At 42.1% G+C, this 20,984-nt stretch carries 20 protein-coding genes and 1 riboswitch; of the genes, 14 read left to right on the top strand and 6 right to left on the bottom strand.

All coding sequences use genetic code 11. The annotated features are described in order from the left end of the window. Nucleotides 1-12: 12 nt before the first annotated feature. The 10 genes from pepB to der all read left to right on the top strand — a co-directional run bounded on the left by pepB (nt 13) and on the right by der (nt 10,979). Complete coding sequence (gene pepB, locus CTN01_RS16260) at nt 13-1,290, top strand: aminopeptidase PepB (RefSeq protein WP_045148229.1); 1,278 nt, start codon at nt 13-15, stop codon at nt 1,288-1,290. 64 nt (nt 1,291-1,354) lie between these two features. Further along, on the top strand, nt 1,355-1,786 hold the full coding sequence (ndk, locus tag CTN01_RS16255) for a nucleoside-diphosphate kinase (RefSeq protein ID WP_005369284.1): 432 nt from the start codon (nt 1,355-1,357) through the stop codon (nt 1,784-1,786). A gap of 270 nt (nt 1,787-2,056) precedes the next feature. Next, entirely contained in the window at nt 2,057-3,178 is a 1,122-nt protein-coding gene (rlmN, locus tag CTN01_RS16250) for a dual-specificity RNA methyltransferase RlmN (RefSeq protein ID WP_045148230.1), read from the top strand. A 56-nt stretch (nt 3,179-3,234) separates the two neighbouring features. Beyond that, on the top strand, nt 3,235-3,993 hold the full coding sequence (gene pilW, locus CTN01_RS16245) for a type IV pilus biogenesis/stability protein PilW (protein WP_045148232.1): 759 nt from the start codon (nt 3,235-3,237) through the stop codon (nt 3,991-3,993). Beyond that, nucleotides 3,983-4,999, top strand: coding sequence for a cytoskeleton protein RodZ (gene rodZ / locus CTN01_RS16240; protein WP_045148233.1), 1,017 nt, complete (start codon nt 3,983-3,985; stop codon nt 4,997-4,999). The genes pilW and rodZ overlap by 11 nt, the downstream gene beginning before the upstream one ends. A 15-nt stretch (nt 5,000-5,014) precedes the next feature. Further along, on the top strand, nt 5,015-6,136 hold the full coding sequence (gene ispG, locus CTN01_RS16235) for a flavodoxin-dependent (E)-4-hydroxy-3-methylbut-2-enyl-diphosphate synthase (protein WP_045148234.1): 1,122 nt from the start codon (nt 5,015-5,017) through the stop codon (nt 6,134-6,136). A 95-nt stretch (nt 6,137-6,231) separates the two neighbouring features. Further along, entirely contained in the window at nt 6,232-7,500 is a 1,269-nt protein-coding gene (hisS, locus tag CTN01_RS16230; RefSeq protein WP_045084276.1) for a histidine--tRNA ligase, read from the top strand. Between the two features lie 13 nt (nt 7,501-7,513). After that, on the top strand, nt 7,514-8,125 hold the full coding sequence (locus CTN01_RS16225) for a YfgM family protein (RefSeq protein ID WP_045148235.1): 612 nt from the start codon (nt 7,514-7,516) through the stop codon (nt 8,123-8,125). A gap of 11 nt (nt 8,126-8,136) precedes the next feature. Next, the gene (gene bamB, locus CTN01_RS16220) at nt 8,137-9,300 is read left to right on the top strand and encodes an outer membrane protein assembly factor BamB (RefSeq protein ID WP_045148236.1); all 1,164 of its coding nucleotides are present in this window, start codon (nt 8,137-8,139) and stop codon (nt 9,298-9,300) included. Nucleotides 9,301-9,476: 176 nt separating this feature from the next. After that, entirely contained in the window at nt 9,477-10,979 is a 1,503-nt protein-coding gene (der, locus tag CTN01_RS16215; protein ID WP_005369260.1) for a ribosome biogenesis GTPase Der, read from the top strand. Nucleotides 10,980-11,071: 92 nt separating this feature from the next. On the opposite strand, the gene CTN01_RS16210 is transcribed toward der, so the two are convergent. The 3 genes from CTN01_RS16210 to CTN01_RS16200 form a co-directional block, all read right to left on the bottom strand. Next, the gene (locus CTN01_RS16210; RefSeq protein ID WP_045084273.1) at nt 11,072-11,926 is read right to left on the bottom strand and encodes a co-chaperone YbbN; all 855 of its coding nucleotides are present in this window, start codon (nt 11,924-11,926) and stop codon (nt 11,072-11,074) included. A gap of 471 nt (nt 11,927-12,397) precedes the next feature. After that, nucleotides 12,398-13,225: an SDR family oxidoreductase gene (locus tag CTN01_RS16205; RefSeq protein ID WP_045148237.1), complete on the bottom strand. Its 828-nt coding sequence runs from the start codon at nt 13,223-13,225 to the stop codon at nt 12,398-12,400. After that, nucleotides 13,222-13,836: an arylesterase gene (locus CTN01_RS16200; protein WP_107342192.1), complete on the bottom strand. Its 615-nt coding sequence runs from the start codon at nt 13,834-13,836 to the stop codon at nt 13,222-13,224. Before CTN01_RS16200 ends, CTN01_RS16205 begins: the two co-directional genes overlap by 4 nt. On the opposite strand from CTN01_RS16200, the gene CTN01_RS16195 reads away from it, so the two are divergent. The 3 genes from CTN01_RS16195 to ribB all read left to right on the top strand — a co-directional run bounded on the left by CTN01_RS16195 (nt 13,835) and on the right by ribB (nt 18,009). Next, nucleotides 13,835-14,524 (top strand): ABC transporter ATP-binding protein, encoded by a 690-nt coding sequence (locus tag CTN01_RS16195; RefSeq protein ID WP_045148239.1) that lies wholly within the window; start codon nt 13,835-13,837, stop codon nt 14,522-14,524. The two genes, CTN01_RS16200 and CTN01_RS16195, sit on opposite strands and share 2 nt — an antisense overlap. Further along, nucleotides 14,514-16,985 (top strand): ABC transporter permease, encoded by a 2,472-nt coding sequence (locus CTN01_RS16190; RefSeq protein ID WP_045148240.1) that lies wholly within the window; start codon nt 14,514-14,516, stop codon nt 16,983-16,985. Before CTN01_RS16195 ends, CTN01_RS16190 begins: the two co-directional genes overlap by 11 nt. Before the next feature lie 108 nt (nt 16,986-17,093). Then, nucleotides 17,094-17,234: riboswitch (FMN riboswitch) on the top strand. Between the two features lie 97 nt (nt 17,235-17,331). Beyond that, nucleotides 17,332-18,009, top strand: a complete 678-nt coding sequence (ribB, locus tag CTN01_RS16185) for a 3,4-dihydroxy-2-butanone-4-phosphate synthase (protein ID WP_045148242.1) — start codon at nt 17,332-17,334, stop codon at nt 18,007-18,009. Nucleotides 18,010-18,047: 38 nt separating this feature from the next. Here the strand turns inward: ribB and CTN01_RS16180 are convergent, their stop codons facing one another. After that, entirely contained in the window at nt 18,048-18,950 is a 903-nt protein-coding gene (locus CTN01_RS16180) for a TIGR01777 family oxidoreductase (protein WP_045084267.1), read from the bottom strand. Nucleotides 18,951-19,219: 269 nt separating this feature from the next. Here CTN01_RS16180 and yfcE point away from each other — a divergent pair, with 269 nt between their 5' ends. After that, nucleotides 19,220-19,765 (top strand): phosphodiesterase, encoded by a 546-nt coding sequence (gene yfcE / locus CTN01_RS16175; protein ID WP_045084266.1) that lies wholly within the window; start codon nt 19,220-19,222, stop codon nt 19,763-19,765. 115 nt (nt 19,766-19,880) lie between these two features. Here the strand turns inward: yfcE and CTN01_RS16170 are convergent, their stop codons facing one another. After that, the gene (locus tag CTN01_RS16170) at nt 19,881-20,168 is read right to left on the bottom strand and encodes an Rdx family protein (RefSeq protein ID WP_045084265.1); all 288 of its coding nucleotides are present in this window, start codon (nt 20,166-20,168) and stop codon (nt 19,881-19,883) included. Between the two features lie 24 nt (nt 20,169-20,192). After that, a complete protein-coding gene (locus CTN01_RS16165; RefSeq protein ID WP_045148243.1) occupies nt 20,193-20,957 on the bottom strand; it encodes a sulfite exporter TauE/SafE family protein in 765 nt (254 codons plus the stop codon). Between the last annotated feature and the right edge of the window lie 27 nt (nt 20,958-20,984).

The following is a 20,984-nucleotide window of genomic DNA, read 5'->3' as shown; positions in this document are numbered from 1 at the left end:
GAAGACTTCATCATGCTCAATGTTTATTTATCAACTGAAGAATCTAACGGTCCTTGGGGATTAAATTCGCTACTAAGCTATCAGTCAGATAGCGCCACAGTTCATTATCGTAGTGATTTTCCATTACGTCGTATTCAGCAGGCTGGTCGTCAAATTCAATCACAAGGTGCACAAGCTGTACGTTTAGTGGGTGATGGTTGGAATTATGAGCGTCAATGGGCGTTTTACTGTGGTTTTGCTGCAACTATTACAGCAGTAGAAATTCAATGGGCCTCTATCGATGAAGATGAACTAGAGCTGTTAAATGCTCGTCGTCATTGCTCTGACTGGCTACGTAAAACAGTTAACGCGACACCGGAAGAGATGTCACCTGAAAAGCTAGCCTATGAAGCAACCAGTTTTTTAAAAAAAATCGGTGGTGATAATATTCATGCACAACAAATTGTTGGCGATGAACTATTAGCTGATGGTTGGGTAGGAATATACAATGTTGGACGCGGTAGTGTGCGACCTCCAGTAATGCTTGAAGTGGATTACAATCCTACTGGCGATCCTGAAGCGCCAGTATCGGCTTGTTTAGTTGGTAAAGGGATCACCTTTGATTCAGGTGGTTACAGTTTAAAACCTAGCGCAGGCATGGTTGCGATGAAGTGCGATATGGGGGGAGCTGCTACGGTTACTGCGGCGTTAGGTTATGCGATAGAGCAAGGACTACGTCAACGTGTGAAGTTGATCCTATGCTGTGCTGAAAACCTCGTATCAGGTAACGCTTATAAGCTTGGTGATGTGCTAAGTTATAAAAATGGTGTTACGGTTGAAATAGTTAACACAGATGCTGAAGGGCGCTTAGTGTTAGCTGATGGTTTAATTGCAGCTTCTGCGACAGGCGCACCACTGATCATTGATGCAGCGACGTTAACAGGCGCTGCAATGGTTGCAGTAGGTAGTGACTATAATGCAATTTTTGGTTTAGATAAGCCATTATTACAACAAGCACAGCAGTTATCCGATCTAGTCAATGAGCCCGCATGGCCATTACCGTTAGAAAAATGGCACCAAGAATATTGCCCGTCACCTTATGCTGACACTGCGAATAGTCGTGTACAAAAAGGAGGTGGTATGGGAGGCGCATCCAATGCAGCAGCGTTTTTGTCCCGTTTTGTTGACACCGAAAATAGTCGTTGGATTCATTTTGATTTAGCGGCATGTTTCCGAGATGGCGGAGATTCTCGCTGGGCCGCTGGCGCTACAGGGTTAGGTCTTGCTAATATTGCAGGTTTGTTGCTGTAACTTAAATTCATGAATTTGTTTTTGGCTCGCAGAAAGCAATAAGACTCAAAAGGAAAATATAATAATGACAATCGAAAGAACTTTCTCAATAGTAAAACCTGATGCGGTTAAACGTAATTTGATTGGTGCAATCTATCAGCGCTTTGAAAATGCGGGTTTGAATATTGTTGCGGCTAAAATGTTGCATTTAGACAGTGCGAAAGCACAAGGTTTTTATGCTGAGCATGAAGGTAAACCTTTCTTTGATGATTTAGTGGCATTTATGACATCTGGTCCTGTCATGGTTCAGGTACTTGAAGGTGAAAATGCTATCACACGTTATCGTGAACTAATGGGTAAAACTAATCCTGAAGAAGCGGCTTGTGGCACTATTCGTAGTGACTTTGCATTAAGTATGCGTCATAACTCGGTACATGGTTCAGATAGTCCAGAATCTGCCGCTCGCGAAATTGCATATTTCTTTGCTGAAGATGAAATTTGCCCACGAGGTGAATAAAGGTTTAACTCTAATAGAATTCAGTGAAAGGCACTAATGCGACACATTGAAAAATTAGGTTAATCATATTATTAACGGGAAGCATTGGCTTCCCGTTGTTGTATGTGGCGTTTTGAAATCGGCAACACTAAAATAACCTTAGAGTCTAGGTGTGGAAACCATGCCATAAAGGCTGTACAATTTCGCGCCTTAAACCCGAGATAACTAAGCCATCGATAGAGCTTGGTTATTTAGGCGCAGCAATAGTCATTTTTAGTGAGGCACCAACCGATGACAACTGTCAAAATCAATCTGCTGGATTTCGATCGCAAAGGTCTGCGTAAATACTTTGCCGAAGAACTTAATGAGAAGCCATTCCGCGCAGATCAGATCATGAAATGGATTTATCATTTCGGTTGTGATGACTTCGATCAAATGACCAATATAAATAAAAAGTTACGTGAAAAATTAAAGCGCGTAGCTGAAATTCGTGCGCCGCATGTATCTGAAGCTCAGTATTCAACGGACGGGACGATTAAATGGGCCATGCGTGTTGGCGATCAAGATGTTGAAACTGTTTATATTCCTGATGAAGATCGCGCAACATTATGTGTTTCTTCACAAGTTGGCTGTGCATTAGAATGTAAATTCTGTTCAACAGCACAACAAGGCTTCAACCGTAACTTACGTGTATCTGAAATTATTGGTCAGGTATGGCGTGCAGCAAAAGAAGTTGGTATTCAAAAAGACACGGGTCGTCGTCCAATCACCAACATCGTAATGATGGGAATGGGTGAGCCATTATTGAACATGAAAAACCTTATCCCTGCATTAGAAATTATGCTTGATGATTTAGGTTTTGGTTTATCTAAGCGTCGCGTTACAGTTTCAACCTCGGGTGTTGTATCTGGCCTTGAGCAAATGATTGATACGATTGATGTTGCTTTAGCTATTTCATTGCATGCACCAACGGATGAGCTGCGTTCTCAGATCATGCCAATCAATGATCGTTGGAATATTGAAACATTTTTGGATGTTGTTCGCCGTTATGTGAATTCAACGAATGCGAACCGTGGTCGAGTAACGGTAGAATACGTTCTGTTAGATCATGTTAATGATGACATGGAGCATGCTCGTCAATTAGCTAAAGTATTAAAAGATACGCCAGCAAAAATTAACTTAATTCCGTTTAACCCGTACCCTGGCTCACCATATAAAAAGCCAAGTAATTCTCGTATTGATCGTTTTATGAAAACACTGATGGAATACGATTTCACAGTAACGGTTCGTAAGACACGTGGTGATGATATTGATGCGGCTTGTGGTCAGTTAGTAGGGGATGTTATTGACCGTACTAAGCGTACCCAAGCAAAATTAAATACGGGTGAACAAATTGCAGTAAAAGCGGTCTAAAAACAGGCTACTACAAATAACTGCGCAATTTCACATGGATGTTGAGGTGAGCGAAAATGGTACGATGGAGCGTATATCCACTGTTGTCATGCCTATTATTTACAGGCTGTGCCACAGTTGATGTGGTAGATAATGGTAAAGAATTTGATGCCAAAGCCGCCTCAGAAGCGAGATTGAACCTAGGGCTAAACTATTTAAAAGATGGCCAGTGGGAGCGTGCACGAGAAAATTTGGAAATAGCATTAAGGTATGATCCTGATTACTACCGTGCACAAATTTCGATGGCTTATTATTATCAAAAAGTTGGCGAAAAAGACGCTGCAGATAAAATGTACCGAAAAGCATTAAAACATTCACCTAAAAATGGCGATGTTTTGAATAACTATGGTGTATTCTTGTGTAGTGAAGGGCGTTACGATGAAGCCATTGCCGCTTTTGTTAAAGCGATTGAACAACCTTATTATTATCTGATTTCGGCAAGTTATGAAAATGCAGGCTTATGTAGTCGTAAGCAAGGTAATTTAGAAGCAGCGACGGGTTATTTTGAAAATGCGCTTTCCCATGACCCGTACCGACCGAGATCTATGTTGCAACTGGCGCAAGTTGAAATTGAATCTAACAATTTCAAAGATGCTCGCGTACAGTTATTCAAATTTAATAAGAGATATGGGTACACAGCAGACAGTTTGTGGTTGCTCATTCAGTTGGAAAGACAAGCTGGACGTTTAACGCAGTCAAAAAAATACGCTATTTTGCTGAAAGAGAAATACCCAGATTCTCTGCAATATCAGAATTATTTGGCCAATGAATACTGAAAATAATGAAGAACAAAAAATAACAGAAGGAACACAGCTTCCAGGTGACGTACTCCGTCAAGCTCGAGAGCAACTAGGCTATTCACAAAAGGACATTGCGAACCGTTTGAGGTTGCGACTTTCTGTTATTGATAACATAGAAAACAATCGATTTGATCAAGCCCAATTAGCCACGTTTACGCGTGGCTATGTGCGTTCATATGCAAAATATGTCGGCTTGGAAGAAGAAGCTGTATTAGACTTGCTTGACAAATGTGGGCACACCAAGCCAAAAGCTCAAGAAATGCAAAGCTTTTCACGTCGAACTAAACGTGAAGCACATGATAGTCGAATTATGGGATTAACATGGATTCTTGCTGCTGTTTTTGTTGGTGTAACCGCTGTTTGGTGGTGGCAAAATATTCATTTAGAACAAGCGCCAGTAGCGACAACAACCACAGCAGATCAAACCGTTGCTCATGAAAAGCAAGAGCAGGGGTCTGATGATACGATAGTTACAACTTTAAATGGTGATGATGCATCAATCAGTGCTACTCAACCAGCAACGGTTGATACCGATGTTGATCACTCAGCACCAACTAGTACTGAACAAAATACCGCAGCATCGACAACATCTGCTGATGCTGCGACAGATTCATCTCCAACAACCGCATCGACGACTGCAACGGGTACAACAACTGAAGCGTCAACAACACCAGCTGAGAATGCTGGAACAGCCTCAACATTAGTATCAACAGCTACTGCAACACCTGTTGTTGATGCAACAGCACCACAGTTACAGTTAAAGTTTTCAGCTGATTGTTGGATAGATGTTCGTGATGCAACGGGTAAACGATTAGAGTCTGGTATCAAGAAAGCTGGTCAAGTATTAGATTTAGAAGGTAAAGCACCATTTCGTGTTCGACTTGGCGCACCTAGTGCCGTTAAAATTAACATTAAAGGTCAACCTTTTGATTTAAGTCGTTACCCTGTGTCTAAGCCAGTAACACTTAAGCTACCGCAGTAATGTAGAGAAAGAGCAATGCATAACGAATCACCAATTATACGCCGTCAATCGAGCCGAATTTATGTCGGTAATGTTCCTATTGGCGATGGTGCACCTATCGCCGTTCAGTCGATGACCAATACTCGTACAACAGATGTTGAAGCTACTGTTGCACAGATCAAGGCATTAGAAAAAGTTGGTGCTGATATTGTACGTGTCTCTGTACCGACGATGGATGCCGCGGAAGCTTTTAAATTGATCAAGCAACAAGTGAATATTCCGCTGGTTGCTGATATTCATTTTGATTACCGCATTGCACTTAAAGTGGCTGAATACGGTGTGGATTGTTTACGTATTAACCCTGGTAATATTGGTCGTGAAGATCGTATTCGCTCAGTGGTTGAATGTGCTCGTGATAAAAACATTCCTATCCGTATTGGCGTAAATGGTGGTTCTCTTGAAAAAGAGATCCAGCAAAAATATGGTGAGCCGACACCTGAAGCTTTGGTCGAGTCCGCAATGCGTCATGTGGAAATATTAGACCGTTTGAACTTTGACCAATTTAAAGTCAGCGTAAAAGCGTCCGATGTCTTCCTTGCTGTTGAGTCATATCGTCAGCTTGCAAAGCAAATTATTCAACCACTTCACCTTGGTATTACCGAAGCCGGTGGTGCACGTGCTGGTTCGGTTAAATCCGCCGTTGGTTTGGGTATGCTTTTGTCTGAAGGAATTGGTGATACCTTACGTATCTCGCTTGCAGCCGATCCCGTTGAAGAAATCAAAGTTGGTTTTGATATCTTAAAATCATTACGTATTCGTTCTCGTGGCATCAACTTTATTGCTTGTCCAACATGTTCACGCCAAGAGTTCGATGTTATCGGCACGGTAAACGAGTTAGAACAACGCTTAGAAGATATCGTTGTTCCAATGGATGTTTCAGTGATTGGTTGTGTGGTGAATGGTCCTGGTGAAGCAGAAGTGTCTCACTTAGGCATTGCTGGCGGCAACCGTAAGAGTGCTTTTTATGAAGACGGTATTCGTCAAAAAGAGCGATTTGATAACGACAATGTGATCGATCAGCTTGAGAGTAAAATTCGAGCAAAGGCATCAATGTTAGATAAAAACAATCGCATTGATGTAAAACAACAAGATATATAATCAAAAAACCATGCTCATATCGGTGAGCATGGTTCACTATTTCAAAAAGAAATTATATATTCGATTCTAATACCCAGCGGTTAACGAGAATAAACGTGGCGAAACAAATTCAAGCAATTCGAGGCATGAACGATTGCCTTCCTACACAATCTCCACTTTGGCAAAAAGTCGAAGGTACAGTTAAACAAGTGATTAGTGCATACGGTTACAATGAAGTTCGTATGCCGATTGTTGAATCAACACATTTGTTTAAACGTGCTATCGGTGAAGTGACCGACGTTGTTGAAAAAGAAATGTACACTTTTGAAGACCGTAACGGTGATAGCTTAACGCTACGTCCTGAAGGGACTGCGGGCTGTGTGCGTGCTGGCATTCAAAATGGTTTGCTATACAACCAAGAACAGCGTCTTTGGTACATTGGTCCAATGTTCCGTCATGAGCGCCCACAGAAAGGTCGTTACCGTCAGTTCCACCAAGTAGGTGTGGAAGTATTTGGTCTTAACGGTCCAGATATCGACGCTGAACTTATTATGATGACTGCACGTTTATGGCGTGAGTTAGGTATTCACGAACACGTTCGTCTAGAGTTGAACTCAATCGGTTCACTAGAAGCACGTGCAGAATACCGTAAAGCATTAATCGCTTTCCTTGAGCAACACTTAGATGTGCTTGATGAAGATGCAAAACGTCGTATGTACACCAACCCATTACGTGTACTAGATACCAAGAATGCCGCAATTCAAGAAATCCTAGTTGATGCGCCTAAGCTTTCTGAGTACTTAGATCCAGAATCTAAAGAACACTTTGATGGTTTATGTGAACTATTAGACGCTGCTGGTATCAAATACCAAGTAAATGAACGTCTTGTACGTGGTTTAGACTACTATAACCGTACTGTATTTGAGTGGATCACAGAGAGCCTTGGCGCACAAGGTACTGTTTGTGGTGGCGGTCGTTACGATGGTCTAGTTGAACAACTGGGTGGTAAAGCGACACCTTCTGTTGGTTTTGCTATGGGTATTGAGCGCCTAGTATTACTAATGGAAGCACTAGAACAAGACGAAGTTCGTCGCTCAGTAGACGTTTACGTGGTCACAGCGGGTGAAGGTACACTGGCTGCAGGTATGACACTGGCTGAGAAGCTACGTACAGAAGTATCAGGTTTACGTGTGATGACGCACTTTGGTGGCGGTAACTTCAAGAAGCAATTTAAGCGCGCTGATAACGTTGGCGCAGCTGTTGCATTAGTTCTTGGAGAAAATGAAATTGCTGAGAACACCGTAGTAGTAAAAGACTTACACGGCGGTGAGCAGACGACCATGGCACAGGATGAGGTTGCTGCAAAACTGGCAGCACTGATTTAAGAGAGGACAGGAAGTGAACGACTACGCCACAGAAGAACAACAGGTTGAAGCGATTAAATCGTGGTGGCAAGAGAACGGCAAAGCCGTTGTTCTAGGTGCCGTGATTGGTTTAGGTGGTCTTTGGGGCTGGCGTTACTACCAGTCTGAAGTACATGCTGCAAAACACGTTGCATCTGATAGCTACACACAAGTTGTTTCTGCGCTTGATGAAAACAGCAAAGACGCAGTCGCTGAAGCAAAAACGTTTATTGATGCTAATAAAGATAGTCAATATGCGGTACTGACAGCACTACAGCTAGCGAAAGTTCAGGTAGATAATAAAGATCTGGATGGTGCGGTTGAGCAACTTCAATGGGTGATTAATCACACCAAAGATGAAGCCATTTTGCCATTAGCAACAACACGTTTAGCTCGTATTTATGCTGAGCAACAAAAATTTGATGAAGCATTGGCTGAGCTTAAAAAAGTAACAGTACCAAGCTGGAAGTCAAAAGTCGCTGAACTGCGTGGTGATATCCTGCTACAAAAAGGTGATATCATTGGTGCACGTGAAGCATATGTAGAAGCTCAGCAAGAAGGTTCATCACCTGCGCTGCAAATGAAGCTTGATGATTTAGCGCAATAAGGCAGATGATGATGCATAAGGTGTTAAAACGTGTTTTGGCCGTTGCTGTTGCAGTAAGCGTGCTATCGGGTTGTGCAAGTGAAGTCGATTCAATTCAAATGGCACCATTGCCAAAGGTTGATAATACTTTCACACCAAAAACAGATTGGAGCCGTAGCGTAGGTAACGGTGTTTCTGGTTATTACTCAAAACTTACCCCCGTTGTTGGGTTAGATAAAGTGTACGTTGCAGATCGTGATGGTTTGATCGAAGCACTTAATCCAGCAAATGGTAAAGTTGAATGGGAAACTGATCTAGAAAAAGACAGCAGCGCGTTGTTGACTGGTGGACTTGTTTTAGGTGATGGTAAACTTTTCGTTGGTACAGCCAATGCTAAAGTCATTGCACTTGATGCAGAGACGGGTAAAGAAGTATGGCGTACCACTGTTGCAGGTGAAGTTCTATCAAAACCACTTGTTTCTGATGGCTTAGTTGTTGTTAATACTAGTTTGGGTGTGCTGCAAGCACTTGATTCTGAAACTGGTGCTTCTAAATGGCAAGTCAGTAATGAAGTTCCAACCTTGACATTACGAGGTGATAGTTCACCTGTTGCTGTTTCTGGTGGTGTGTTCTGGGGCTTAGCGAATGGGCGTTTGGCTGGCGCATTAATGTCTGATGGACGTATGTTGTGGCAACAATCGATTGCAGCACCAAAAGGTTCAACAGAAATTGATCGTTTAGTTGATGTTGATGCTTCTCCTGTTATTGATGGCGATCGTTTATATGCTGTTGGTTATAATGGGTCTTTGGTATCGATCGATCTTCGCTCTGGTCAGATCGCATGGAAACGTAACTATTCGTCAGCGACTGACTTTGTGATTGATGGTAGTGAGCTATTCTTAGTTACAGCGAAAGATCATATTGTTGCTGTTGATGCGCGTAGTGGTACAGAGCTATGGCAGAACACTGATTTACAATATCGTCAGCTAAGTGCACCTGCTGTGATTGATGGTTATTTAGTTGTGGGTGATGCTGAAGGTTACTTACACTGGCTTGATACCCAAAGTGGCGAGTTTGTTTCTCAAGAATCAGTAGACGGCAGTGGTATTGCTGTACCGCCTGTTGCACTAGACGATAATGGCTTTATTGTTGTGACCCGAGATGGTGAAATCAACAAAATGCAAATACCGCAATAAAACGGTATAATGTCGCTAGATTAATTTGTCGGCTCCAGCTGCGATACGTAGTTGGAGCCGTTGTTGTTATATCCGTTGAATATATTATTGTCGGATGAAGGTTCTCAAAAATGTGAACTGGAGGCAAGAATGAACGGTAAGAATGTCAATAAGACTATGAAAAGTAAGAGGTAGTTATGATTCCTGTTGTTGCCCTAGTCGGGCGCCCGAACGTGGGTAAATCGACGCTATTTAATCGTCTTACTCGCACAAGGGATGCACTTGTTGCTGACTTTCCTGGCTTAACTAGGGATCGTAAATACGGTAGAGCAGAGCTAGAAGAGCATGAATTCATTGTTATCGATACCGGTGGTATTGATGGTACTGAGGAAGGCGTTGAAACAAAAATGGCTGAACAGTCATTAGCAGCGATTGAAGAAGCTGATGTTGTTCTGTTCCTAGTAGATGGTCGTGCTGGCTTAACGGCAGCAGACGAAGCAATTGCTAAACATTTACGTAGCCGTGAAAAGCCAACGTTCCTTGTGGTAAACAAGGTTGATGGTATTGATGCAGATAGTGCTTGTGCTGAATTCTGGCGTTTAGGTGTTGATGCAATGTATCAAATTGCAGCAACCCAAAACCGTGGTGTAACGGCTCTAATGGAACGTGCATTAGCACCGTTCTCTGACAAACTGAATGCAGAGCTTGCTGAAAACGGCGAAGAGCAAGAAGTTTCTATCGAAGATCTAACTTCTGTTGAAGATATCGAGAAAGCAAACCTTTCTGAAGCAGATGCTGAAGCTGCCTATAAGCGTCTTCAAGAGCAGCCAATTAAGCTTGCAATCATTGGTCGTCCCAATGTTGGTAAATCAACGCTAACTAACCGTATTTTAGGTGAAGAGCGTGTGGTTGTTTACGATATGCCGGGAACGACGCGTGACTCTATTTACATTCCAATGGAACGTGATGGTCAAGAGTACGTTCTGATTGATACTGCTGGTATCCGTCGTCGTAAGAACATGCACCAAGCGGTTGAGAAGTTCTCGGTTATTCAAACGTTAAAAGCGGTTGAAGATGCAAACGTTGTATTGCTAGTGATCGATGCGCGTGAAAACATTTCAGATCAAGATCTAAGCTTATTAGGTTTTGCGCTAAATGCAGGTCGTTCATTGGTAATTGCTGTGAACAAGTGGGATGGCTTGGATAACGAAGTGAAAGAGCGTGTTAAGTCTGAACTTGACCGTCGTTTAGGCTTCGTTGACTTTGCGCGTATTCACTTTATTTCAGCACTTCATGGTACCGGTGTTGGTCACTTGTATGAGTCAGTGATTGAAGCATACCAGTCTGCAACTAAGCGTATTAGTACATCGTTACTAACGCGTATTATGCAAATGGCACAAGATGATCACCAGCCACCAATGATCCGTGGTCGTCGTGTGAAGCTTAAGTATGCGCACGCAGGTGGTTATAATCCACCGATCATCGTGGTTCACGGTAACCAAGTTAATGATCTTCCTGGTTCATACAAGCGTTACCTAATGAACTACTACCGTAAGTCATTAGAAATGATGGGTACACCTATTCGTATTCAATTCCAGAATAGCGAAAACCCATTTGAGACTAAGAAGCAGAAGCTAACTGTTTCTCAAGAGCGTCAGCGTAAGCGTTTAACGTCTGCACTGCGTGATCGTAAGAAGTAATATTTTACGATAAATAAATACGAAAAAGCCCGATACGTGAACTCTTAGAGTTAAAAGCGTATCGGGCTTTTTGCTATTTATACTTTGTCGAATTAATACATCAAAGAGTAAAGCTGACGGCGGTAAGAGGCCGCAATTGGATTGCCTTGACCTAATGCTGCAAGAATATCCATCATGGTTTTCTTTGCATTACCATCAGAGAAGTTCATGTCTTTACGTAAAATTGCAATCAATAACTCTAGCGCTTCTTCATTACGGTTTACTTGGCTGTATTGCACGGCGAGTTCATAACGTAATTCAACATTGTCAGGATCGGCCGCTAGCTTTTGTTCTAGTTGCTGAATCTCTGGCGAGTTACCCGCTTGTTTGTGTAATTCTAATTTAGCGACTAAGCCTTTATATTGTGCATCTTGATCTTGCATTGGAATTGTTGCAAGAATTGGCTCGGCTTCATCAAACAAAGCGGTTTCAATCAGACACTCTGCGATAGCGAGTTTTACTAGGCTATCATTCGGAAGTTGTGCTGACAGTTGGCGAAGTAGCGGTAGAGCTTGGGCATACTCTTTATTATCAACTAATACTAATGCTTGTTTTAATGCGAGTTCTTCTTGGCTTGGCAGATGACGAGTAAGCATTTCACGTAATGTTTGCTCTGTTTGTGGTCCCGCAGAGCCATCAGCAGGTTGACCATCTTTAAATAGAGCAACAGTTGGTAAACCACGGACACCAAACTGAGAAGCGACCATTTGTTGGGTTTCACAGTTTAGTGAAGCAAGAATAAATTGCCCTTGGTATTCGCGAGCCAGTTTTTCTAGCGTTGCATTCACTTCTAGCGTTTCAGGCATCGATGGCGCCCAAAAACTGATCACAACAGGCGTTTGCATCGATTGCTCGATAACCTGTTGCAGATTTTGTTCATTAATTTCTAGCGCAGTATTTTGGTACATGTAATTCGATCCGTTGACTATTTGAAAGGCTATACCAAATATATGGGGATGAATCGATGTGGATCAAGTTGAGATAATGAAACAGAAATCAGTAAGTGTTTAAAAAATGAGAAAGAACAGTATTAATTTCCGAATACCAGCAAAAGCGCTAACGTAATACACGCACACAGTAAGTTAATTTGGCGCAATGTCATATATACACCTTAAACGTAATGAAGAAATAGCTAAGTTTGATAATTAGCTTAAGTTATGGGATCACATTACATTTGTTATATGACAGTAATATTACGTTTTGTGGAAAATATCATACTGGGTGAGGTTCTTAACTGGAGTGAGTGTTTTTTTATGTTTACTGGTTATAAATCAGCGTATTAATCATTGTTGATTTTATAAATGTTGTTTTTATCAGCACTTTTATAAAATGAGAAAGCTGCTTAAATTTTATGGATTTTAAGCAGCTTTTTTTATTTATTAATTGCTTTTTATCAGTAACTTATCAAGAAGTGATGTTGGTAGGATACGACGTAGAAAACCAAAAATATAAGTCGGTTGTGTCACGTAATAGCGTGATTTTGGGCGAGAGCTATTAATGATGTCTAATAGTGGGCGTAATACAGCATCTGGTTTTAACGTGAATTTGTTGGTTACCTCTTCTTTACCAAGGCGAGAGAGGGTGTCTTGGTAGTTGTCATAATGACGAGAGTTTTTCATATCAATATGACGTTCAAACATGCGTTTTGCATTAGCGCGAAATTGGCTTTCAATTGGCCCCGGCTCGATCAAAGAAATACTGATCGGCGTATTGTCTAACTCTAAACGTAAGGTATCGGTATAGCCTTCAATTGCAAATTTACTGGCGTTATATGCGCCGCGATATTTCATAGCTACTAATCCCAGCACAGAGCTGTTTTGTACAATTTTACCGTAACCTTGGGCAAGCATCAGTGGGATGACTTGTTTGGTTAGTTCGTGCCAGCCAAAGAAGTTCGCTTCAAATTGTTCACGTAGAGCTGAAGTCGGTAAGTCTTCTAATGCGCCGGGTTGTCCGTAAGCGGCATTATTAAATAACACATCTATTTTTCCGTCCGTAATGGCTAGTGCTTGGTTTAAACCTTCAGTGATGGATGATTCAGAAGTAACATCCAATTGAACGCAGCGAATACCTTCTTGATTGAGCCTTTCTACATCCTCTGATTTTCGACAGCTAGCAACGACGTTGAAGCCTTGCTCAGTCAGTGTTTTTGCGCAGTAATAGCCAATACCAGAGCTACACCCTGTAATTAAAATAGATTGTGTCACTGTGAGCTTTCCTTGTTGAGATAAGGTTGAAGATGCTTTGCCATAAATTGAGCGATCAGCGGTTGTGCTTGTGCGTTTGGATGAAGGCCATCTTTCATCATCAATTCTGGTTGTACAATAATATCGATAAGAAAAAACGGCAATAAAGGCACATTGGTGTCTTTACTTAATGATGGATAAGTATTGCGAAACAGTTCGTTATAACGTTTACCATAATTCGGTGGGACTTCAATTTGCATTAATAGTGGCTGTGATCCCACTTTTTGGATCTCATTGATCATTTGGCTAAGGTTATTACGTAATATTTTAGGATGAAACCCACGTAAGCCATCATTCGCACCTAATTCGATTAAAACAAAATCAGGCTTATGTTGTTCTAATAATGCTGGTAATCGTGCCAACCCATTACCACTGGTATCGCCAGAGATACTCGCATTCACAATGGTTGTTGGTTGCTTTTGCTGTTCTAACAGTGGCGGCAGAAGTGCAGGCCAGCTTTTCTCTGCTGGCATCTGATAACCAGCACTGAGGCTATCGCCAAGAACTAACAGTGTTTGACTCAATGCGGTGGATGAAAACACCAGCATCAACAATGAAAGGATTCGTATCATGTCTGTCTCCGTAATTAAGGCACACTCAGTTTCAAAACAAGTCACGACTACCTTGTCGCCTATGACTATTTTGCAGGATGTTTCGCTTGAGGTCGAGCAAGGAGAATCTATTGCTCTTGTTGGCGTCTCTGGCGCGGGTAAATCAACACTGATGACGTTACTGGCAGGGCTCGATGTACCAACACAAGGTCAAATAGAGCTACTTGGTCATAACCTTTCTACGTTAAATGATGAACAACGCGCTCAATTACGTAGTGAATCTATTGGTTTCGTGTTTCAAAACTTCCTATTACTACCGACTTTAAATGCACTGGAGAACGTCACGTTACCGTGTTTGATCCAAGATAATGAGGTGGATGTTGAGCGAGCAAAAGAATTGCTTGCGGTTGTTGGTTTGAAAGGGCGAGAAACCCACTTACCGAGTCAGTTATCCGGTGGTGAACAGCAACGCGTCGCGTTAGCTCGCGCTTTTATGATCAAACCGAAAATTTTATTTGCTGATGAGCCAACAGGAAACCTCGATCAGCACACCGCAGCCATGATCATTGAGTTGTTGTTTGAGCTTAATAAAAACAGTGGTACAACACTGGTGCTTGTCACCCATGACGATACATTAGCGGCTCGTTGCGATCGAATTATGCGATTAGATAACGGCAAACTCGCGAGGGATAAACGTCATGCAGAGTGATTCACTTTCGATGAAAAAACGTCCGTTCTTTTTACGTTGGGCGTGGCGTGAAATCCGACAAGGTCAGTTATGGTTAGTTACCTTGGCACTGAGCTTAATAATAGCCTGCGTATTTGCGTTATCTGCATTGGTAAGCCGTGTTGAAGGGATCATAGTTTCGCAAGGTCGCTCTGCGTTAGCGGCAGATATGGTATTGAAGTCATCGCAAGCGGTAGATTTACAAAAGTTATCAAACAATAAGGTCACCACCTCACAGCAAACTCGCTTTGGCACCATGGCATTTAGCGATAACGGGATGCAGTTAGTCAGTGTTAAAGCTGTTGATGCGAAATTTCCATTGCGTGGCGATTTAAGATTACAAGCGTCTGATCAGTCTATGCACCATCATGTGAACCCCGGTGAGTTATGGTTATCAGAACGTTTATTTTCGCTACTTGATGTCAAAGTGGGCGATACACTAATGCTGGGTGATGGGGAGCTAACCATTAGTGGACGAATCTTAGAAGATCCTGAGTTGTCTTTTAACCCTTTTAGCCAAATGCCAGCAGTATTGATCAACAATCAAGACATTGCTGCCATTGGCGGGATTCAAGAAGGTAGCAGGATCAGCTATCGCTACTATTTCTCCGGCTCAGATTCTGATCTTGCTGATATTCGTGAAACGATGAAGTTAACCCCAAGCCAGCGCTGGTTAACTGAAAATGATGCAGGGCGCAGTGGCGATTTTATTGAGCGAGCAAGGCAATACTTATCGCTGACTCTAGTGCTGGTGGTTCTCATGGCATCAGCAACCTTAGTACTTACATGTCAGCACTATGCGTCGACGCGGATCACGTCAGTCGCGATGATGAAGAGCCTTGGCGCCAGTCGACGCTTTTTATGGCGATGGTTATTACAACAAATTGCGGTTGTGTTTTCAGTCGCGATTGCTGTTGGTTTGTTATTGGGCTTTGGGCTTGAATGGTTACTGCGCTATCCACTGCAACAGTTGTTACCTGATGAATTACCGACTATTGGGTTTGCGCCATTAGTAATCAGCTTACTGCTCGCTCTTTTCATTTCATTACCAGCATTGGGTATTCCACTTTCTCGTTTAGTGAATGCTTCTGCAATGAATACGGTACAAGCAACCCAGACTCCAACATCTAACTTCTCAGCTATATGGTTGTTGTTGATCTTTCCTGTTTTTGCAGCGGTATGGTGGATTGGTAGCAATGTATTTGTTTGGCTCACCTTATTGGGCATGGTGGCACTGTTAGTGTTACTGGCTTTAGTTGGCCTTGCTGCTATCGCATTACTTAAGAAGATTAAGCTTGGCTCTGCTTATGCTTTGGCGTTAAGTCGTGTCAATCGTAGTAAAGCGAAAACCGCGACGCAATTGGCGGCATTGACGTGTTCGTTAATGCTATTAGCTGTGATTGGATTATTACGTAATGAGCTACTCGCAGATTGGAAAAATACCTTACCTACTGATGCGCCTAACGTGTTTGCACTTAATATTGCACCAGAACAGCAACAAGATTATTTAGCTTATTTGGATGAGAACAAGTTGGAGCGTTCAGAGGGTTACCCAGTGACGCGCGGACGATTGGTTGCGATTAACGAAGAACGTTTTTATTCGAATGAAGAAAATAGTAGTGGGGAACAAAAAGCAGATAGTGATTCTGAAAATAGCCGCTCTCGTGATGAGTCGTTACGTCGAGAGCTAAATTTCACATGGGCGAAAACATTGCCGACTCACAATGACGTGATTGCGGGTAACTGGGGAAGTAGCTCTGGTGTTTCAGTCGAATCAGGTGTAGCGAAACGCTTAAACATTGCATTGGGTGACAAACTGGCTTTTACCGTTGGTGGATTAGAATTTAACGCCACTGTAAACAGCATTCGTGATGTGGAATGGCGTAACATGAAGCCGAATTTCTATTTCATTTTCACTCCAGATGTATTGCAATCGTTTCCTGCTACATGGTTAGTGAGTTTTAGAGTTAATGATCAGCAAAGCGATTTACTTAATACCTTAGCCAGTAATTATCCAACCGTGAGCGTGCTTGATTTACGTATGATGGCAACACGGATTCAAGCTTTATTAGCCCAAGTGAGCTGGTCACTTACGGTATTAGCTGGCTTAGGTGTACTGAGTGGGTTACTACTCATTATGACCTTATTACGCTTGAGTATCTCAGAGCGTCAAACAGAAATTCAGCTTTATCGCACACTCGGAGCAAGCCGTAAACGTATTGCCGCTACCTTGTGGTTTGAATACGGCATTATCGCGTTATTAGCTGGTATTATTGCAGCCATAGGCGCTGAATTTGTTGTTGGTTTGCTGGTGGTGAAAGGTTTTGAACTGCCGTTTAGCTTACATCCATTTATGTGGTTAGGCTTACCTGTGCTGGCTATTGGGTTGGTGTATTTAGTCTCACGTTCGCAGATCAAAAAGCTGTTGTTGCCGTTGCGTTAATAAGGGGAATAGCCCTCTTTTTTATTTGTTAATTATTCTATCTGTTATCACATTACTCGGTAAGTGAATAAGTTATATTGGAGTCGAGTAATAATATTACTCACTTATATTAATTCTCAGGGCGGGGCGAAATTCCCCACCGGCGGTATACTTTTCAAGTGAGCCCGCGAGCGCTCGATATTTTCGAGGTCAGCAGATCTGGTTAGAAGCCAGAGCCGACGGTTATAGTCCGGATGAGAGAGAATTGAGCAACAGATGCTTTTGCACACTCATGCAAAGGCATTTTTTTGTTTGTCATTTGAAACTCTCAACTAGCCCTGATTCTGGTTATATTTTTGGAGAAACCATGAATCAGACTTCCTTATTAGCCGAGTTTGGCTCCCCTACGACACGAGTAGAAAATGCACTTAATGCCTTACGCCGTGGGTTAGGTGTCATGTTACTTGACGATGAAAATCGAGAAAATGAAGGAGACTTAATTTTCTCTGCTGAACATATTACAGCGACTCAGATGGCACTTATGATCCGAGAGTGTAGTGGTATTGTTTGTCTTTGTTTGACTGAGAAGCATGTCAAACAATTAGATTTACCTGCGATGGTAGAAAATAATAATAGTGCCAATAAAACGGCATTTACAGTCTCTATTGAGGCAAAAGAAGGCGTTACGACTGGTGTTTCTGCTTCAGATCGGGTTACGACTATAAAAACAGCAATAGCATTAAATGCACAACCTTCAGACTTAGCTCGTCCTGGCCATGTATTTCCTTTGTGCGCGAATAGGAAAGGGGTATTAGGGCGAAGAGGTCACACTGAAGGCACAATTGATTTAATGAAATTGGCTGGTTTGGAGCCTGCTGGCTTACTTTGTGAGTTAACTAATATTGACGGTACAATGGCTAAAGCAGATGAAGTGGTATATTTTGCTAAGCGACACAATATGCCAGTTTTAACCATTGAAGATATTGTGGCTTACCGCCTTCATCAGAAGAAGGATAAATCTCAGGAATTTGAGATGGTTTTATAAAGAAAAGGGGCTATGAATAGCCCCTATTTTTATTTCTCTTAATCACACAACGTTTGCTTTAGTGCTTGCTCAATACAAGGGAAGCTAAAGTTAAACCCTTCTTGCTGTAACTTATTCGGTAGCGCACGTTGGCTATCAAGCAATAGCTGTGCTGATTCTCCAAGCCCTAGTTTTAGAATCCAAGCAGGGGTAAATAAAATGTGTGGACGCTTTAGAGTTGCGGCTAAGGTTTGGCTAAACACTTTATTCGTCACCGGTGTTGGCGCTGTAAAGTTAAATGCGCCATGGGCTTCTGGGTGATTTAATAAAAAGATGATGCCTTTGATCATGTCTTGTATATGGATCCAAGGAAAGTATTGTTTACCGTCACCAATCTTTCCGCCTAATCCTAGTTGATAAGGCAGTAACATGCGCGCCAATGCACCGCCTTGTTTGCCAAGTACGATACCTGTGCGGATCAAGCACACACGGGTTTGTTCTGATTGGGCTTCAAGAGCAATTTGCTCCCAGCGGTAACAGACGTTCTGCGCAAAGTCGTTATCGTTAATATCAAGCGAGGTGGATTCATCAATGGTTTTATCTTGGTTATCACCATAAATGCCTACCGCTGAGCCACTAAGAAAAGTATGCGGAGGATTACTACTGGCTTTAATTTTATCAACGAGCTGCTGGGTGATATCCCAACGACTTTGACAGATTCTCTCTTTTTGTTTGTCACTCCAACGCTTATTGATGATTGGTTCACCTGCAAGGTTGATAATGGCGTCAAATTGGTCGAAATTGTCGAAGCTATCTAGGTTATCAACGGCGTGGATATGATGACCGAGTTGATTGTAAGCACGAGTAGGGTTACGTGTAAGTATGGTGACGTGATCATGATTGAAATGGGGAATAAGTGCTCGTCCGATAAAACCTGTTGCGCCTGTCATTAAAATATTCATGTCGTTATTCCATTATCAGTCATCATCTAAGTTTTGATGTGTCGCTTATTTCTATTATATATCAGCATTATATATCAGTTAAATTATCAGTATAACGAGTTACTTAAAAACCATTTTATTAATATTGTGACGTAAGATAATTATCACGGACATTATGTACATATAAGCACTGAATTGCATTTGATGGTGAGATGTCAGTACTGCTAACATGGTAATTTGATGAGACAACGAGTAGACTTCGAGCGTGTATTTATGACTGGTTGTTGATAATGAAACTCTTTTTTGCCTCTGATATTCATGGCTCTTTGGCTAGTGCTGAAAAGATGATTGCAGCATTTGAACAAAGTGGTGCAGAGCACTTAATTCTATTGGGTGATATTTTAAATCATGGCCCGCGTAATCCATTGCCTGAAGGGTACGATCCTATCAAGGTATCTGAGCTGTTAAATCGCTATGGCGATCGTATTACGGCGGTACGCGGTAACTGCGACAGTGAAGTAGACCAAATGCTGCTTGAGTTCCCCATTATGGCTGATTACAACCTTGTGTTATTACCAACAGGTCAGCGCTTGTTTTTAACTCATGGTCACTTGTATAACGCCAATAAACATCCTCGTTTACGTGCTGGTGATGTGATTGTATCGGGTCATACTCATATTCCTGTAGCAGAAGCAAAAGATGAGCTATTTGTATTTAACCCAGGATCTGTCGCCATTCCTCGTAATGGTTTACCTGCAAGTTATGGTTTATTAGATGGCAACCAGCTATCTGTGATCAGTTTTGATGGTGAAGTACTGGTTCAAACCCAGATCTAATTTTTAATAGATAAAAGTAACGCCCTGAATACATCTCTCTGGTTTTAAGCGCAAAGCCACTTAATAGAGAAAGTACATTCAGGGCGTTATTGTATTTAGGGCTAGGTATTATCGTTTATGACTTACTATGTCGATCTACGTGGCCTAAATCGCGCTCTGGGTCGATAACGTCACGAATACGTTGCTTTAGTTGTTTCGCATCTGGAAAGCCACCATCGGCTTTACGTTCCCAAATAAGCTGACCATTACAGTGAACTTCAAAACGTCCACCTGTGTCAGGGTGAAGGCTAATGGTTTGGATTTCTTCACTGAAGGTATGGAGTAGCTCTTGGGTCATCCATGTAGAGCGTAGCATCCAATTACATTGACGGCAGTAGTAGATGTCAATGATCGCTTTATCCATGAAATACTCCTTAAATAGCGTGGACTAGAAAGCTGAGTAAAGTAACTTAAAGCCAATAATAAAGGTCAGGGCTTCAAAGCAACGTTTGATGAGTTGATTACTTTTTTGATGAGCAAGGTGCGCCCCTAAATAACCACCCAGTAATGAACCGAGTAATAACACAGGGATCCAAGGCCAGTAAATCGGCGCGCCAGCTTGGTAAATTGCTACTGCACCAATACCATTCCAAAATAGTCCAACACTCACTAAGGTTAGCGCTACCGCTTGCTTGTAGTTAAAACCAAACCAACGGATCAAAAATAGGGTAACAAATAGTCCTGTTCCTGCGGTAAGTGAGCCGTTTAATACTCCAATAATGGCTAAGCCTAATCCACCAATGGTCATTCCTATTATGTCGCGATGAATAGCGTTTTCGTTTTGTCCGAGCTCTTTTTTCATCAGTGAATAAATACCAAGACCGAGTATTAATATACCGAGCGCAGCTTCAGCTATGTTTTCAGGAAAATAAAGGATCAGGTTTGCGCCAATAATCACACCTATTGCGCCTGCAAGGATCACATAGAGCGTAAATTTCAACGACAGTGTGCCTTGACGTAAATGTTTAATGGCTGCACCAACGCCTAATGCCACACTTGCCACTTTGTGCGTCGCTAGGGCGATGCTAAAGGGTAAGCCGAGAAAGATAAGTAGAGGAAATTGAATTAAGCCTGCGCCACCACCGGAGAGTGATGCGAGGGTATTGGAGATCAATGAGCCAATAAATAGCCCGAGAGAATTGAGCAAATCCATGCTAACAGGTTGTCCTTAACCGTTAAT

It is taken from the genome of Photobacterium angustum, assembly GCF_003026365.1.
Lineage (GTDB): Bacteria > Pseudomonadota > Gammaproteobacteria > Enterobacterales > Vibrionaceae > Photobacterium > Photobacterium angustum.
This window is presented reverse-complemented; position numbering and strand designations above follow the sequence as displayed.

What these genes read in the sequence shown, in the direction of transcription:
- CTN01_RS16200 (WP_107342192.1), bottom strand. Translation starts at nt 13,836, where the DNA reads ATGATACGAATCCTTTCATTGTTGATGCTGGTGTTTTCATCCACCGCA.
- CTN01_RS16190 (WP_045148240.1), top strand. Translation starts at nt 14,514, where the DNA reads ATGCAGAGTGATTCACTTTCGATGAAAAAACGTCCGTTCTTTTTACGT.
- pilW (WP_045148232.1), top strand. Translation starts at nt 3,235, where the DNA reads ATGGTACGATGGAGCGTATATCCACTGTTGTCATGCCTATTATTTACA.
- ispG (WP_045148234.1), top strand. Translation starts at nt 5,015, where the DNA reads ATGCATAACGAATCACCAATTATACGCCGTCAATCGAGCCGAATTTAT.
- ndk (WP_005369284.1), top strand. Translation starts at nt 1,355, where the DNA reads ATGACAATCGAAAGAACTTTCTCAATAGTAAAACCTGATGCGGTTAAA.
- yfcE (WP_045084266.1), top strand. Translation starts at nt 19,220, where the DNA reads ATGAAACTCTTTTTTGCCTCTGATATTCATGGCTCTTTGGCTAGTGCT.
- CTN01_RS16165 (WP_045148243.1), bottom strand. Translation starts at nt 20,957, where the DNA reads ATGGATTTGCTCAATTCTCTCGGGCTATTTATTGGCTCATTGATCTCC.
- der (WP_005369260.1), top strand. Translation starts at nt 9,477, where the DNA reads ATGATTCCTGTTGTTGCCCTAGTCGGGCGCCCGAACGTGGGTAAATCG.
- pepB (WP_045148229.1), top strand. Translation starts at nt 13, where the DNA reads ATGCTCAATGTTTATTTATCAACTGAAGAATCTAACGGTCCTTGGGGA.
- ribB (WP_045148242.1), top strand. Translation starts at nt 17,332, where the DNA reads ATGAATCAGACTTCCTTATTAGCCGAGTTTGGCTCCCCTACGACACGA.
- CTN01_RS16210 (WP_045084273.1), bottom strand. Translation starts at nt 11,926, where the DNA reads ATGTACCAAAATACTGCGCTAGAAATTAATGAACAAAATCTGCAACAG.
- rodZ (WP_045148233.1), top strand. Translation starts at nt 3,983, where the DNA reads ATGAATACTGAAAATAATGAAGAACAAAAAATAACAGAAGGAACACAG.
- rlmN (WP_045148230.1), top strand. Translation starts at nt 2,057, where the DNA reads ATGACAACTGTCAAAATCAATCTGCTGGATTTCGATCGCAAAGGTCTG.
- bamB (WP_045148236.1), top strand. Translation starts at nt 8,137, where the DNA reads ATGCATAAGGTGTTAAAACGTGTTTTGGCCGTTGCTGTTGCAGTAAGC.
- CTN01_RS16170 (WP_045084265.1), bottom strand. Translation starts at nt 20,168, where the DNA reads ATGGATAAAGCGATCATTGACATCTACTACTGCCGTCAATGTAATTGG.
- CTN01_RS16180 (WP_045084267.1), bottom strand. Translation starts at nt 18,950, where the DNA reads ATGAATATTTTAATGACAGGCGCAACAGGTTTTATCGGACGAGCACTT.
- CTN01_RS16195 (WP_045148239.1), top strand. Translation starts at nt 13,835, where the DNA reads ATGTCTGTCTCCGTAATTAAGGCACACTCAGTTTCAAAACAAGTCACG.